This is a genomic window from Rugosimonospora acidiphila, assembly GCF_039543385.1.
In the GTDB taxonomy this organism is placed as follows: domain Bacteria; phylum Actinomycetota; class Actinomycetes; order Mycobacteriales; family Micromonosporaceae; genus Rugosimonospora; species Rugosimonospora acidiphila.
This window is the reverse complement of sequence record NZ_BAABJQ010000032.1, coordinates 1-16,254: the sequence shown is the minus strand read 5'-3', so window position 1 is coordinate 16,254 and position 16,254 is coordinate 1. Positions and strand designations below refer to the sequence as shown.

Annotated in this window: 8 protein-coding genes; 5 read left to right on the top strand and 3 right to left on the bottom strand. The window is 70.1% G+C overall.

Annotation, left to right across the window (positions count from 1 at the left end; genetic code table 11):
• Window positions 1–44 precede the first annotated feature (44 nt).
• From ABEA87_RS35280 to ABEA87_RS35265, 4 genes are read left to right on the top strand one after another with little or no spacing between them, the layout of a single operon-like run.
• Window positions 45–3,974: a beta-galactosidase trimerization domain-containing protein gene (locus ABEA87_RS35280; protein ID WP_345637220.1), complete on the top strand. Its 3,930-nt coding sequence runs from the start codon at window positions 45–47 to the stop codon at window positions 3,972–3,974.
• Between the two features lie 34 nt (window positions 3,975–4,008).
• A complete protein-coding gene (locus tag ABEA87_RS35275; protein WP_345637218.1) occupies window positions 4,009–7,974 on the top strand; it encodes a hypothetical protein in 3,966 nt (1,321 codons plus the stop codon).
• A gap of 27 nt (window positions 7,975–8,001) precedes the next feature.
• The gene (locus ABEA87_RS35270) at window positions 8,002–11,094 is read left to right on the top strand and encodes an alpha-mannosidase (RefSeq protein ID WP_345637216.1); all 3,093 of its coding nucleotides are present in this window, start codon (window positions 8,002–8,004) and stop codon (window positions 11,092–11,094) included.
• Complete coding sequence (locus ABEA87_RS35265; protein WP_345637214.1) at window positions 11,091–13,199, top strand: GMC family oxidoreductase; 2,109 nt, start codon at window positions 11,091–11,093, stop codon at window positions 13,197–13,199. Before ABEA87_RS35270 ends, ABEA87_RS35265 begins: the two co-directional genes overlap by 4 nt.
• A 9-nt stretch (window positions 13,200–13,208) precedes the next feature.
• Here ABEA87_RS35265 and ABEA87_RS35260 read toward each other — a convergent pair whose 3' ends face one another.
• The 3 genes from ABEA87_RS35260 to ABEA87_RS35250 all read right to left on the bottom strand — a co-directional run bounded on the left by ABEA87_RS35260 (window position 13,209) and on the right by ABEA87_RS35250 (window position 15,554).
• Window positions 13,209–13,655, bottom strand: a complete 447-nt coding sequence (locus ABEA87_RS35260; RefSeq protein WP_345637212.1) for a hypothetical protein — start codon at window positions 13,653–13,655, stop codon at window positions 13,209–13,211.
• Between the two features lie 404 nt (window positions 13,656–14,059).
• Window positions 14,060–15,046, bottom strand: coding sequence for an aldo/keto reductase (locus ABEA87_RS35255; protein WP_345637210.1), 987 nt, complete (start codon window positions 15,044–15,046; stop codon window positions 14,060–14,062).
• A 322-nt stretch (window positions 15,047–15,368) separates the two neighbouring features.
• A complete protein-coding gene (locus ABEA87_RS35250; protein WP_345637208.1) occupies window positions 15,369–15,554 on the bottom strand; it encodes a DUF2255 family protein in 186 nt (61 codons plus the stop codon).
• Between the two features lie 160 nt (window positions 15,555–15,714).
• Between ABEA87_RS35250 and ABEA87_RS35245 the strand changes: the two genes are divergently transcribed.
• The gene (locus tag ABEA87_RS35245; RefSeq protein ID WP_345637206.1) at window positions 15,715–15,957 is read left to right on the top strand and encodes a hypothetical protein; all 243 of its coding nucleotides are present in this window, start codon (window positions 15,715–15,717) and stop codon (window positions 15,955–15,957) included.
• Window positions 15,958–16,254 lie beyond the last annotated feature (297 nt).

Genomic DNA, 16,254 nt, shown 5'->3' with positions numbered 1-16,254 from the left:
CGCCGCCGGTCCTCCTCACCGTGCCCGCCGGAAGGAGATCGCTCATGGAACTGTCCCGCCGGAGCTTCTTGGTCGGTGCCGCCGGAGTCGCCGCCGCCGGCCTGGGTTCGTCGCTGCTGGGCGGCGGCCAGGCGGCCGCGGCCGGACCGCTGCTGTCGGCACCGGCCACGGTGGACCCGGTGAGCCTGCCCGCGAAGGCGCTGCGCGGCTTCGGCTCGGTGTCCGCCGAGCTGACCGCGCTGGGCACCGACGGCTCGCTGCTGGCCATCCAGTGCGCGGACACCAATGCGGCCAAGCTGGTGCACGCGAAGTACCTGTCCGACCTGACCCGGCTGCCCGGAATCAGCCAGACCACGCTGACCGTGAACGGCCTGACGGTGCCGGTCTACGAGACTCCGACCGGGGTGGTCGCGGCGCTGACCGACGGCGACGCGGTACGGGTGATCGCCGCCACCAGCGCGGCGCAGTTCACCGCCTCGGCCGGGTCAGCGATCCCGGCCGGCACCATCGCCGCGGATTTCGCCGCCCAGACGACGGTGCCGATGTACCTGGACCGGTTCGACAAGTACGGCCTGCTGCTGTACTTCGTGCCGCTGGCGCTACCGCCCGGCTGGACCCGCGGCCAGCCGTACGACTACCGGCAGGACTTCGACTTCGTCGAGGACAACGAGTTGGGCGGCGTCATCTGGGACAACGAGCAGCAGCTCAACACCGGCGAAGGGCTGGCCCGGGTGCCCGACTGGGGCTTCGCCGTCGAGGAGTTCCTCGCCCGCGACGTCCCGGTCCACTTGAACACCCAGCTCGCCGACGGCCTGTGGCTGGCCAACCGCTATCGCGACCAGACGATGCAAAAGATGCCGCAGTACTCCGGCTTCTACGCCACCCCCGCGTCCTACACCTACGCGGTCGGTGCCACCTCGTACTGCTCGACGACCGGCATGGACGCCGAGCTCGGTGTGCTCCAGGATACGGTGCGGCAGTTCGCCGGACACCCCAATGTGGTGGGTTGGCTGGAGCCGCACGGCGAGCTGAGCGGCGGCTCGGGCTCCGTGCTGCTGGCCGAGTTCGGCCCGGTCGCGGATGCCTCCTTCCGGACCTTCCTGCAGGAGCGGTACGCCACCCCGGCCGCGCTGAGCCAGGCCTGGTACGGCAACAGCGGGGCGGTGGCGTCCTGGGACGACGTGCACGTCCCCGAGGTCGCGTCCTTCCTGGGCTGGAGCGAGGACGCTCTCGACGTGGCCGGCTCCTGGCGGGTGCTCTACCCGGGCACCGGATCCCCGCCGACCGGTTGGGACCAGCCGAGCTTCGACGACAGCGGCTGGGGCACCGTGGTCATGCCCGGCAGTGACCGGGTGGAATTCCTGCCCCGGCAGCTGATGGCGGCCCGGCGTTCCGTGCCGGTGCCGGCTGCGTGGCTGTCGGCGCATCCGAGCGTGTGGCTGTACCTGTTCGACCTGAACACCCAGACCACCATCCCGGTCACCGTCAACGGAAACGCCACCGGCGGCATCCCGGCCGCGGCCATCATGGGTGGCCAGCACTGTGGCGCGCTGGAGGTGACCGACTGGGTCAGCGCCGGGGACAACCTGATCGCGCTGACCCTGCCACAGGGCTACATCGGATACCGGTGCTACCTGTCCGGTGAGGCGCCGGTGCACTACCCCCTGCTCGGACCGCAGAAAAACACCCGCTGGATCGACTTCCAGGACTGGACCCGGTGGATCCGGCAGGGCGCGGTCCGGCGCGGAGTGGAAATGATCCGCCAGGAGGACGCCACCCGGCCGGTCAACCTGATGTCCCCGGACACCTACGCCGACCTGTTGAAGCAGGTCGCCGCGGACTTCGGCGGGAACTTCCACAACACCGGCTACATGGCCGGGGTCTGGGCGGATTACCACCCCCTGCTGTCGCGCAGCGCGGGTCGTCCGTCCACCGCGGAGCCGGGCAACGGGGCGCCGGACGCCGCGCAGCTCCAGGCGTGCTTCGGCCGGTGGATCAGTGAGGGCCTCAACGGCGTGCACTACTTCGGCAGCCAGCAGGACATCATGTCCAAGCCGGACGTGCTGGCGGCGTTCCAGGACAACATCGCGCTGTACCGCAGCATCGGCAAATACCACGTGCCCCCCGCCGAGGTGGCGGTGCTGAACGGGTTCCGGGTCAACGGAAACGGGACGTGGCCGTGGCTGCCGGACGCTGATGTCTGGGTCCCCGGTGGCTATTGGAAGCAGCCGATGACGGCGTTGTTGCTGCCGCTGTGCCCGCGCGACGCGGTCACCGAGGCGGACTTCGCCGACGGCACCGTCAACCGGTATAGAGTGATCATCGATTCGAACACGTCCTTCATGGACGATGCGCTGATCGAACAGATCGAGACCTGGGTCCGCGACGGCGGCACCTTCATCACCTACGTGCAGACCGGCCGGCACACCACCACCGACGCCAACGCGTGGCCGATCAGCGACCTGACCGGGTACGACGTGGCCAGCATCGACCCGTACGAACAGAACGGGTCGTACCAGCCGCGAGTCTCACATCCCATCTCGGCGGCGCCGGGCCAGACGCTGCTCGCCGACACCTCCTGGCTGGCCAACGTCCGTGGTGGCGGCCTGTCCCTGAGCAAGGTCGCGCCCGAGTGCGAGGACGTGCTGCTGTGGGACGACGGGTCGGTCGCCGTCGGCACCCGTCCGCTCGGCAACGGCCGGATCATTCATCTCGGCTGGCACGTCTCAGGCACCTCCGCGACCGCGCTGCTCGACCAGGTGCTGCACTACCTGGACGTGGCAAGGGTGCCGGCCAAGGCCACCGCCGGGATCTGTCGGCACTACATCTCCAACACTGGTCTGCACGACGTCTGGGTGCTGTTCAACGAGTCGGCCGGCACGATCAGCACCGACCTCACGTTCGCCTCGCCCGGGGCGCCCACCGCGCTGAGCCAGATAACCGGCACCGCGACCACTCCGGTGACGACCGTGAACGGCGTACCCGGGGTGTACGGCATCAGCCTCGCGGCCTGGGAGACCAGGCTCTACCTCAGCCCGCGCACCGACGTGCCGCACTCCGCCCTCGACTGGCTCAACCTGCAGCGGGACTGGTGGGCCGGCACCACCGCGCCGAGCCCGACTCCGCTGCCGACTCCGGCCCAGCAGCAGCGCAACAGCGTGGCTCTCAGCGACGAATGGGCGTTCCAGCCGGTGGACGACCTCACCGCCGCGCAGATCGCCGCGCTGGTCCTGCCCGGAGTGGACGACTCGGCCTGGGAGCGGCGGGATCTCGGTGTCTGGGGCATGCCCGACCACCCGGACGTAGCGCACGCCGTGCTGCGCAGGACCTTCACCATTCCGTCCGGCTGGGCCACCGGCGACACCGAACTGTGGATGGCGATCGACAAAGAATCGTCAGTGTTCAAGGACGCCGGTCGGATCTATGTGGACGGTGCGTTGATCCAGAACTTCAACGCCGGCGGGCTGGTCGGGCTGGCGGCGAACACCCTGCTCCCGCCGGGCGAGCACCTCATCGCCCTGGAGGTGCAGGGCAGTGGCATGGCGACCGGCGTCACCTCGAACGCCTGGGTTTACCACCTGCCCGCGCCGGACGCCACCCAGGACCTCAGCGGCAGCTGGGCGCTCACCGGCACCGACGGCATTCACGACGCCGGCACGGTCACCATGCCCGGCGCGTTCACCGGACTGTTCATGGCGCGGGACGTCAGCATCGACGCCTCCCGCTCCGGCTCCACCGCGGTGCTGTATGTGCACCGGCCCGGAGCGTCCGTCAACGGGGTACTGATCAACGGCACCTTCATCGGCGATATCTATCCGGCAACCAGGCTGGGCGACACGCTGCTGGTCAACATCACCACCAAGGTGCGCTTCGGCCAGACCAACCGCATCGAGCTGGTCTCCGTCATCCCCACCGCCGCGTTGAACGTCACCGGCATCGAAATCCGCTACTACAACCCCTCCGTCTACCCCTGATCCGAGCGCATCGCGCCGGGAAAGGACAACGATGATGGAAGTATCGCGACGAAGACTGCTGTCTGGTGCGGCTGGCATGGCCGCCGCCGGCCTGGGGTCCTCGGTGCTGCTGGGCGAGGCAGACCCGGCCGCGGCCGCCCCGGCGACGCCCGCGGCCGGCTCACCACCCCTGGCGCACCTGCCGGCCACGGCTCTGCGCGGCTACGGCACCCTGGCCGCGGACTCACTGCGCATCGGTGACCTGTCGGTGCTGCGGATCCAGTGCGCCAGCACCGATTCGGCCAAGCTGGTGCACGCCAAATACCTGTCCGACCTGACCCGGCTGCCCGGAGTGACCAGGACGACGCTGTCCCTCGGTCCGCTTACGCTGCCCCTCTACCAGACCGCGGCCGGCGTGGTCGCCGCGCTCACCTCCGACAAGACCGTGGTCATCCTGGCCGCCAACGGGAAGCCCGAGTTCACCACGCACGCGGCCACGGCCATCCCGAAGGGTGCCCGGACCGCCGACTTCGGCCCGCAGGTCGACGTCCCGCTGTACCTGGACCGGTTCGACAAGTACGGCCTGCTGTTCTACTTCGCGCCGTTCGCGCTGCCGCTGACGTGGGACCACACCAAGGTGTACGACTACGGCCAGGACTTCGACTTCATCGAACAGAACGGCCTCGGCGTGGCCCTCTGGGACCAGCCGCTGGAAATCAACAGCGCGGAGGGGCTGACCCGGGTGCCGGACTGGGACTGGGTCGCGGCGGAGTTCGCCAGGCGCGGCATCCCCGCCCACATCAACACCCAGATCGCCGACGGCATGTGGCTGCCCAACCGGTACCGCGAGCAGACGATGCAGAAGATGCCGCAGTACACCGGCTACTACGGCAACCCCGGAGCGTCCAACTACGGGGTGGGGCCGATCTCCTACGCCGCGACGACCGCGATGGACGCCGAACTCGGCCAGTTGCAGGACACCGTGCGGCAGTACGCCGGATCGGACAATGTGGTGGGTTGGCTGGAGCCGCACGGCGAGCTCAGCGGCGCGCCCGCCTCGGTCGCCCTGGTCGAGTACGGACCGGTCGCGGACGCATCCTTCCGCACGTTCCTTACGAACCGGTACAAGGAACTGTCCGCGCTGGCGACGGCCTGGCACGGCAGCGCCGGCGCGATCGCATCGTGGGATGACGTGCACGTGCCGGAGGTGGCCTCGTTCGTCGGCTGGGGACCCGAGGCGGTCGACCTCACCGGCACCTGGCGGGTGCTGTACCCGGGTGCCGTGGCGCCGCCCTCCGGCTGGGACCAGCCGGGCTTCGACGACACCTCCTGGGGCAGCCTGGTCATGCCGGGCAGCGACCGGGTGGAGTTCCTGCCCCGGCAGGCAATGCTGGCCCGAGGCACGGTGGCGGTGTCCGCGGACTGGCTCGCCGCCCACCCACGCGTGTGGCTGTACAGCTTCGACCTCAACAGCGGCTTCGCGGCGCCGATGCCCGTCTCGATCAACGGCCACCCGACCGCCGGGATCCCCGTGCAGCTGCTCCAGCACTTCGGCTCGGTCGAGGTGACCGGCCTGCTGCAGGCCGGCGACAACCTGGTCACGCTGACTCTGCCGCAGGGCTACCTCGGTTACCGTGCCTTCCTGACCGGCGACGAGCCGAAGCAGTACCCGAGCCTGGGGCCGCAGAAGAACGCCCAGTGGGTCGACTTCCAGGACTGGAGCCGGTGGATCCGGCAGGGCGCGATCCGGCGCGGCGTGGAGATGATCCGCCAGGTGGACGCGCAGCGGCCGGTGAACCTGATGTCCCCGGACAGCTACGCCGACCTACTCAAGCAGGTCGCCGCGGAATACGGCGCGAACTTCCACAACACCGGCTACGCTGCCGGCTACTGGGCGGAATTCCATCCGTTGCTGATGCGCAGCGTCGGGCGACCGTCCACGGCGGAGCCGGGCGCCGGCCCCCAGAACGCCGATCAGCTCCGGTACTGCTTCGGTCGGTGGATCAGCGAGGGCCTCAACGGGATCACCTACTTCCCGTCTCAGGAAGACGCCATGTCCCGGCCCGATGTGCTGGCGTTGTTCCTGGCCAACCGGACCATGTACGAGAGCATCGGCAAGTACCACGTGCCAACCGCGCAGGTCGCGGTGCTCTACGACATGCGCCTGCCCGGGCACGGCGCGTTCCCGTGGCAGCCCGACCCCAACGTGTGGCTGCCCGGTGGCTACTACGCCACCAACAGCGGGTACGCGCTGCTGCCGGTGTGCCCCCGAGACGGCGTGTCCTACCTGGACTTCGCCGACGGCACGGTCGACAAGTACCAGGTCATCATCGACGCCAACTCCCCGTTCATGGACGAGCAGCTGGTCGACCAGATCGAGGCGTGGGTGCGCAAGGGCGGCACCTTCATCACCTACATGCAGACCGGCCGGCACACCCCCACCGAGGTCGACGCCTGGCCGATCAACCGGCTCACCGGGTACGAGGTGACCGGCAAGGACACCTACACCGCCCACCAGCCGGCCCTCGGGCAGCAGTCCTACAGCGCGGACGCCTCGCACCCACTGACCCCGGCTGCGGGCCAGCCGGTGTTCACCGACACCACCTGGCTGGCCGGGGTCCGCGGCAGCGGGCTGCGGCTGCGCAAGGTCGCCGCCGACGCGCAGAACCTGCTGCTGTGGGAGGACGGCACGGTGGCGGCCGGAATGCGCAAGCTGGGCAACGGCCGGATCATTCACCTCGGCTGCCACTTCGAAGAAATCATGGACCGGAACCCGGCCCCCGACACCACCCGGTTTCTCGGCCAGGTGATGGACTACCTGAAGGTCGAGCGGGTGCCGGCCTCCGCGGCGGACGTGGTGTTCCGGCACTTCATCTCCAACACCGGCCTGCACGACGTGTGGGTGCTCTACAACGACACGGCCAACCCGGTCACCACGAACCTGAAGTTCACCGGCCCGCACCCGCCCACCGAGCTGAGCGAACTGAACTCGTCGACGATCACCCCAGTGACGACGACGAACGGTCAGCCTGGGGTGTATGGCATCATCCTGCCCGCCTGGGAGACGCGGATGTTCATCAGCCCACGCTCCGATGTGGTCGGTTCGCCGCTGGAGTGGCTGACGCTGCAGCGCGACTGGTGGTCCGGCACCGCGAAGCCGGACCCGACGCCGCTGCCGACCCGGGCTGAGCTGCAGCGCAACGTCGTCGCCTTCCGCGACGACTGGGCGTTCCTGCCGGTGGACGGCGCGGCTGCGGCCGACATCGCCGCGCTGACGGCGTCCGATGTGGACGATTCCGGGTGGGAGCGGCGCAGCCTCGGCATCTGGACCCACCCGGATCACCCCGAGGTGCGCCACGCCGTGCTTCGCCGGACGTTCACCATCCCGGCCGACTGGACCAGCGGTGACATCGAGCTGTGGCTGGCCATGGACCGGGAGAACACCACCTTCCACGACACCGGCCGGATCTACCTGGACGGCAAGCTGATCCGGGACTTCAACGCCGGGGGACTGTCCGGGCTGCCCGCCACCGCGCTGCTGCCGCCGGGCGATCACGTCATGGCACTGGAAATCCAGGGCGCCAGCGTCGCCACCGGCGTGACGGCCGAAGCGTGGGCGTACCACATCCCGGAGCCGACGGCACGCCAGGACCTCTCCGGCTCCTGGACCGTCACCTCCGCCAATGGGCTGCAGGAGACCGGAGAAGTCAGCCTGCCCGGCAGCTTCACCGGATCCTTCGCCGCCCGGGACGTGACGATCGACGCGTCGCACGCGGGGTCCAATGTGGTGCTCTACGTGCAACGCCCGGGGGCCTCGCTCAGCGGGATCCTCATCAACGGCACCGTCATCGGCGACCTGTACCCGGCGCTGCGGGCAGGCGACAACCTCCTGGTGAACATCACCAACAAGGTCAAGTTCGGCGGTACCAACCAGATCGAGCTGTTCTCCTCGAACAGCGCCGCGGCAGCGAAGATCAATGGCGTCGAAATCCGCTTCTACGACCCGGCCGTCTACCCGTAATCACTGCGATCCGAAGAGGGTAATACCGTGCACGACGACCGCCACCTGGTCGAGAACCGCGTGGAACAGATGCTCATCCGCCGGCTCCGGCCGGCCATCTACGCCGACTCGACCGGCCTGCGGGTCGAGTCCTGGCCGGTGCCGGACGAACCGGTCCCGGTCACGGACGCCCTCGCGGCGTCGTACACGCCCTTCGCCGTCGGCTCGGCCTGGGGGCCGGCCTGGTCGACCACCTGGTTCAGGGTGCGCGGCCAGGTCCCCCCGGGCTGGGTCGGGCGGCGGGTCGAGGCGGTCATCGACCTCGGCTTCAGCCATCCCAGCCCGGGGCGGCAGGTCGAGGGGATGGTGTACGACCCGGCCGGGCGACCCATCAAGGGCCTGGCCCCGCGCAACACCTATGTACCCATCACCCCGTCGTCGGCCGGGGGCGAAGAGGTTCTGCTCTATGTGGAGGGGGCGGCGAACCCGCACCTCGCCGCGATGCGTGGCTCCGGCGATCCGCGCGGGGACAAGCTGACCGCCGACCGCGAGCCGCTGTACCGGCTCACCCGCGCCGACCTCGCCGTGCTGGACGAGGAGGTGTGGCAGCTCGTCCTGGACGTGGAAGTCCTCTGGGAGCTGATGCGGGAACTGCCCGAGCAGGAGGCCCGCCGGCACCAGATCCTGCGCGCCCTGGACCGGATGCTGGACACCCTGGACCTCAACGACATCTCAGCGTCGGCTGGGCGCGGCCGGGCCGCCCTCGCCGACGCGATGTCCCGGCCGGCCCACGCCAGTGCCCACCGGATCTCCGCGGTGGGCCACGCGCACATCGACAGCGCCTGGATGTGGCCGATCCGGGAGACCATGCGCAAATGCGGCCGGACCTTCGCCAACGTGACCGCGCTGGCCCACGACTACCCGGAGCTGGTGTTCGCCTGCTCGCAGGCGCAGCAGTACGCCTGGGTCAAGGAACACCAGCCACTGGTCTTCGAACGCATCAAGGCCGCCGTGCGGGCCGGCAACTGGCAGCCGGTCGGCGGTATGTGGGTGGAGTCGGACACCAACCTGCCCGGCGGTGAGGCGCTGGCCCGCCAGTTCATCCACGGCGCCCGGTTCTTCCGGGACGAGTTCGGGGTCGAGACCGAGGGTGTCTGGCTGCCGGACTCGTTCGGCTACAGCGCGGCCCTGCCACAGCTGGCCCGGCTGGCCGGCGCACGCTGGTGCGTGCTGCAAAAGCTCAGCTGGAACGAGACCAACCGACTGCCGCACAACACCTTCTGGTGGGAGGGCATCGACGGCACCCGCCTGTTCGCCCACCACTCGCCGATTGACACCTACGCTTCCGCCCTCACCGGCGAGGAGCTGGCCCACGCCGCCCGTGGCTACACGGAAAAGGGCGTGGCCACCACCTCGCTGGCGATGTACGGCTACGGTGACGGGGGCGGCGGTCCGACCAGGGAGATGTTGGAAAAGGCGCGCCGGCTGCGCGACCTGGAGGGCTCCGCCACCGTCACGGTCGAGTCGGTCAGCGCCTTCTTCGACCGGGCGATGGCCGAGTACCCGGACCCGCCGGTGTGGTCCGGCGAGCTGTACCTGGAGTCGCATCGCGGCACCTACACGACACAGGCCGCGATGAAGGCCGGCAACGCCCGCAGCGAACGGCTGCTGCGCGAGGCCGAGCTCTGGGCGGCCACGGCGGCCCTACACAACGGATTCGCCTACCCTTACGAGGCGCTCGACCGGCTATGGCGGACCGTCCTGCTGCATCAGTTCCACGACATCCTGCCGGGTACCTCCATCGCCTGGGTGCACCGCGAGGCCCGGGCCGCCTACGCACGGGTGGGGGAGGAGCTGACCGGCATCATCGACGCGGCGGTCGCCGCGCTGGGCGGTTCCGCGGGAGCCGCTGTCCTCAACGCGGCCCCGTACGATCGGGCCGAGGTCATCACTTTGTCGGCCGAGCCGAGTACCGGCGGGGGCCAGCAGGAGCTGTCCGACGGCCGCGCCGCCACCTGGGCGGTAGCACCGGCGCTCGGCGTCGGGACGATCGTCGGCGGGACCCCCGCAGGCGTGCTCCCGGTGACCGTCGACGGCCGGACGCTCGACAATGGACTGATCCGGATCAGCCTCGACGAAAACGGGTTGATCACCTCGATCTATGACCATGTCGCCGGCCGCGAGGTGATCCCGGCCGGTGGCACCGCCAACCTGTTGCAGCTGCACCCCGACCACCCGACCAACTGGGACGCCTGGAACCTCGACCCGCACTACCGGCACCGCCGCACCGATCTCGTTGTCGTTGACGCGATCGACGTCGTCGACCAGGGGCCGTTGCTGGGCGCGATCCAGGTCCGGCGCTCGTTCGGCCGGTCGACGCTGACTCAGACTCTGACTCTGCACGCCGGCAGCCGCCGACTCGACGTGGTCACCGACATCGACTGGCGGGAAGTGGAGCGGGTGCTGAAGGTGGCCTTCCCGCTCGACCTGCACGCCGACCGCGAATCCGCCGAAATCCAGTTCGGCCACCTGCACCGGCCGATCCACACCAACACCAGCTGGGACGCGGCCCGCTACGAGCTGCCCGCGCAGCGCTGGATCCACCTCGACGAGGCAGGCTACGGTATCGCGGTGTTGACCGGTTCGACGTACGGACACGACATCCAGCGATTTGGGCGAGCCGGCGCGGCGACCACCACGACGGTACGGCTGACTTTGCTGCGCGCCCCGCGCAACCCGGATCCGAACACCGACCGTGGGCCGCACCGGATCAGCTACGCGCTCGTCCCGGGCGCCACCATCGCCGACGCGGTGGCCGAGGGGTACGCGTTCGACCTGCCGCTGCGCCCGGCGGGTGCAGTCCGAGCGGTGCCGCCGCTGGTCACGGTGGACAACCCGGCCGTGGTCGTGGAGGCGGTCAAGCTCGCCGACGACCGGTCCGGCGATGTCGTCGTCCGGCTCTACGAGTCCCGGGGCGGCAAGGCGCGGACCCAGGTGCGCACCGGCTTCCCGCTTGGCGGAGCCTGGCTGGTCGACCTGCTGGAGCGGCCGATCGCGGACGCGTCCACCGCGGACGGTGCGGTCGCCCTGGCGCTGCAGCCGTTCGAGATATCCACCCTGCGGCTCGCCGGCCGGCGATGATGGACTCCCTGACCGACACCCTACGGGCGGTGCTGGACGCGGTGATCCCCGCCGACGACTACCCGTCGGCCAGTGCGGCGGGTGGCGAGGAGTTCCTCCACCGGGTGCTGGTCGAGCGTCCAGACTGGGCACCCCGGTTGCGGCGGGTGCTCCGGCTGGTCGACGCGCGGACACTCACCGCGTACGGCGTCGCCTTCGCCCTCGTCGGCGCGGACCGCCAGGCCGCCGTGCTCGACCAGCTCGCCGACGACCAGGACTGGGCCTGGCTGGCCGGGCTGATCGCGGCCGGCTACTACGCCGATGAGGGCAACGGCGGCAACCGCGGCGAGGCGTCCTGGGAAATGCTCGGCTGGCGCCCCGCACCGTGCGGGCCCCCACCCAACGAGTCGGCCGGCAGCGGCCCCCACCTCATCAGTCCAGACCAGCTGCGGGACCGCTACGACGTGGTCGTGGTGGGATCCGGCGCCGGCGGCGGTACCGTCGCAGGTGTGCTGGCCGAGGCAGGCCGCTCCGTTCTGGTGATAGAGGCCGGCAGCTGGCCGGCCACTGCCGAGCTGGCCACCGATCACCTGCGCAGTCCGCGGATGCACTGGGGCCTGGCCCCGGTTACCGGCCCGCCCGCGACCGGGCATCCGCGGGTGCTCGACGACGGCACCCACCGGACACTGCTGGACCCTCGGGATCCGCAGTGGAACAACAATGCGTTCACGGCCGGCGGCGGGACCCGGGTGTATGGCGCCCAGGCGTGGCGGTTCGGACCGCTCGACTTCACGATGGCCACGCACTACGGCGTGCCGGATGGCAGCGCCCTGGCGGACTGGCCGTTCGGATACGCCGAGCTCGCGCCGTACTACGAACGGGCCGAGTGGGAAATCGGGGTCAGTGGCGGCCCCGACACCGGCCCGTACGCGGGCCAGCGGGCCCGGCCGCTACCCATGCCGCCGCTGCCCGCCGGCCAGGCGCACGAACGGCTCGCCGCCGGCGCGCGGACACTCGGCTGGGACCCCGTCACCGTCCCGCTGCTGATCAACTCCACCGAGTACCAGGGTCGTCCCGCCTGCCAACAGTGCGCCATGTGTGTCGGCTTCGCCTGCCCGGTCGACGCGAAGAACGGCAGCCAGAACACCATGCTGGCCCGGGCACTGGCAACCGGCCGGTGCGAGTTGCTGCTCGAAGCGCAGGCGCGTCGACTCGTGGTCGGCTCCGGCGGCTGGGTGCAACGCGTGTCGTTGGTGGGGCAACGAGACGGCCGCCGGTGGCAGCGCGAGGTCGCGGCGGCGGAATTCGTCATCGCCGCCGGGGCGGTGGAGACCGCCCGGCTGCTGCTGAACTCCGCGCACGACGGTGAGCCGGCCGGCCTGGGCAACGGCACCGACCAGGTGGGCCGGTACCTGCAAGGGCACCTGTACACCAGCGCGGTCGGCATTTTCCCCGACCAGATCGAGGATCTGGTCGGCCCGGGAGCGTCGATAGCGGTCGGCGGGTTCCGGCACGACAATGCCGGCATCGTCGGCGGCGGCATTATCGCCAAGGAATTCGTACCCACCCCGGCCACCGTGTTCCGCCAGCTGTCCGAGGCGGGCCTGATCGGCCGGCACGGTGCCGCCGCCAAGCGCGGCATGCGCGAGTTGACCCGGCGGATGATGCGGGTCGCCGGCCCGATCCAGGAGGTCACCACGGCGACCGCGCGGGTTCGGGTGGACCCGGCGGTCGCGGACCGCTTCGGGGTCCCGGTCGCCCGGCTCAGCGGTGCCCCGCACCCGGAGGACCACCGCGGCCGGGCGTTCCTCACCGAACGGTGCGTCGAGTGGTTGCTCGCCGCCGGCGCCACCACGGTGGTACCGGCGGTGGCCGGCCGCAGCCGCGGGCCGAGCGGCGGCCAGCACCAGGCCGGCACCACCCGGATGGGTGATTCCCCGGCCACCTCGGTCACCGACCCGACCGGCCGGATCTGGGGCCACCCCAACGTCCGGGTCGCCGACGGCGGCCTGCACGTCACCAACGGCGGGGTCAACCCGGTGCTCACCATCTTCGCCAACGCGCTGCGGGTGGCCGACCACATGCTTACCGGGCAGGCTCGGGTCGCGGCCTACGGTATCGGGTAGGACTCCGGACTATTCGGTACCGGGTCGCGGCGCCATCCGCAGGAGCCGCTCGGGCGTATCGCGCAGCACGGACGACGCGATCGACAACGCGTCTTCGACGCTGTACTGCCCGCGCTGGACGCGTTCGGCGAGCGCCTTCGCGAAGGACTTGCGGACGATCATCGCCTTCGCGTAGGTCCACTCGATCGTGTACGCGTCAGAGAAGAAGCCGCACTGACTCGGAAGTGGCACCATGTCGAGCCGCTCGCCGATGATCTGCGCGATGGCGTCGGGGTAGAAGTTTTGCCACCAGTACCCGGCGAGCGTGAAGTTCGGCAGCTCGCGGGCGAGCGTGCACAGTCCCTGGTTGGCGTGACGGGTGGCGTTGTTGCGTTCCGGTATCGAGGTCTCGGCGTTTCCGCAGGAGTGGGACGCTGTCGACGCCGCCCTCGCGGGGCTGGACGTGGGCGAGCCCATGACTCTGCTGTCCCTGCCGGACATCGCTGACTGGGACAGGTTCGACGCGGCCCGCCAGGCAATGATCCAGAACCTGTCGCGGTCGGCCCCGGCCGACCGCTACCGGAACTGATTCAGCCCGCGCAGAGGTCCTCGTCGGGGTGGAGTTCCTGCACTTCCCGATGAGGACCCTGCGGGCATTGAGACTCTGGACCGTACGGGGCCTGGCCGTACGGTCGGCACCGCACAACCTGAGGATGGGAAAGAGTTCCGGTGCCCTCACGGCTGGCAGCGGTACCCGCACCGTTACTCCTCGTCGGGCTGTCCGCTCCGTTACAGAGAGTAGATGTTCGCGGTGTCCCAGAAGGTGATGCCCAGGTCGACGGCCTGTCGGAAAATCGGCTCGGCCTCGTGTCGTGGTGGGGTTATCGCCGCTCGATCATCTGCATCTGCTCTTCGGTGTGGTGGTCACCCTCGGCCGGGGTGAGGGCGTCGAGGGCCGCGACGTGTTCCGGGCTGAGTTCGACCGTGTCCGCGGCGGTGTTCTCTTCCACGCGGCTGACCCGCCTGGTGCCAGGGATGGGAACGACGTCGTGACCCTTGGCGAGTAGCCAGGCCAGGGCCACCTGGGCCGAGGCGGCGCCCACTTCATCGGCGACCGCCTGCACCTCGTCGGCGATCCGCAGGTTGCGTTGGAAGTTCTCGCCGGTGAAACGCGGGTTGGTCTTCCGGAAGTCGTCATCGTCGAGACTCTCGAGGTCGGCGATGGATCGTAGGGAGCCGGTGAGGAAGCCGCGGCCGAGCGGTGAGTACGCCACCAGGCCGATGCCCAGTTCGCGCAGTACGGGAAGCACCTGCTCCGGGTCGCGGGTCCAGAGGGAGTATTCCGATTGCAGCGCCGCGACGGGGTGGACGGCGTGTGCGCGGCGGATGGTGTCGATCCAGGCCTCGGACAGGCCGATTTGGCGGATCTTGCCTTGTTGTACCAAGGCGGCGAGTGCCTCCATGGTGTCCTCGATCGGGGTCCGCGGGTCGACGCGGTGCTGATAGTAGAGGTCGATGTGATCGGTGCCGAGGCGCCGTAATGATCCCTCGACGGCGATGCGGATGTTGTCCGGGCTGCTGTCGAGCGTCCCTGGGCCGCGGCCGTTGTGTGCGACCAGGCCGAACTTGGTGGCCAGTACGACTTCGTCGCGGCGGCCCCTCAGCGCCCGGCCCACCAGCTCCTCGTTGACGTACGGGCCGTAGATCTCCGCGGTGTCGATGAGCGTGACGCCGAGATCGAGCGCACGGTGAATGGTACGGATCGACTCCGCGTCGTCGCTGCCGGCGCCGCTGTAGCCGTGGGACATCCCCATCGCGCCCAGGCCGATCCGGGCGACCTCGAGTTCGCCGAGCTTGGCGATACGCATGTTCTTCCTCCGTGTCGTTCATTGAGGTGAGACTCCGCTGTTCCACCGCGGGCACGACTGTCGCCTGTTGCCGTAGGCGGCTGCTGTGTCGATGTGCGCCGGCAGCCGGTCGACAGGGCCGCCTCGACCGCGGAGCGGGTCTGCTCCAGCGGGGTCTGGAAGACGCCGAACCCGAGAGCGGGCGTCCCGACGCCGTTGTCCAGCCCTAAGTGCGCTGTAGCGGACATGAAACGGTTCCGGGGGCCGGCTGGGCGAAGATCACGTCACGCCGCAGGCCGGCGGCCCGGATGCGACCCGCGCCGCTACGCAGGGCACGAACGAATCAGGGGTTGGCCGGGCCGCGCGCCGAGCGCACATACAGGCCATCGCCCGCGCGCACGACCCGGATCGTCACGTACGGCCGGAGCGTGCCGTCCGGCCGCGATGACGCGAGCCTCAGCTCCTCCGCGCCGCCGACCGCAGCCAGCTCGTCGCTCGCCCAGGACGCGGTCCTCGATCCCCGTGTCACAGCGCCTCCTTCCCTGCTTTGGCCCCATGCCCGATCGGGCCGAATCACGTCCGCAGGCCCGAGGCCGTTGACGCAGGCGCGTCCGACGTCCACCAGCACACACCGCATTCCCGGGCCCAGGGAGCTTCTGCCGAAACGGGTACTGGCGGGGTCCCCCTGCGTGGCGCTCATGGAACGGCGGGCGCCGACGATCCGAGGCGGGGTCGACGTGCCGGTCGGCGTCGGCGGCTCGTTCACCGTGCCGCCCGTCACGTCGCTGATCCGGTTGCCGGCCGCCGCCAGGTCCGCCGCCGTGATCCGCAAGTTATATCGGCAGCGCGACGTCGACGAGTGGCGTCGAGGTGACCACGGCGAAGCCGAGCTTGGCGAACGCCAAACGACGCGCGGCCGTGGGTGCGGGTGACGCCGCAGCCCAAATCAGGACTAATGCGGGTGAGCGGATAAAGGGGACAAGGCGGTCGCCTGGTTCTGGCTGGCGCCGGCGTCTTTCGGCTGGAGGACGTTGCGCCGCAGGCGGTGGGCGGACATCGGTCAAAGGGGGTAACGGCAGGAACCCCCTCACGCCGGGCGAGCTGCCTAGCCTAGAGGTATGGGCATGGACAACCGCAGCGAGGTACGCGCGTTCCTCACCTCGCGGCGGGCGAAGATCAGTCCGGAGCAGGCCGGCATCCCGGCGTATGGCGGCCGTCGCGTGGCCGGG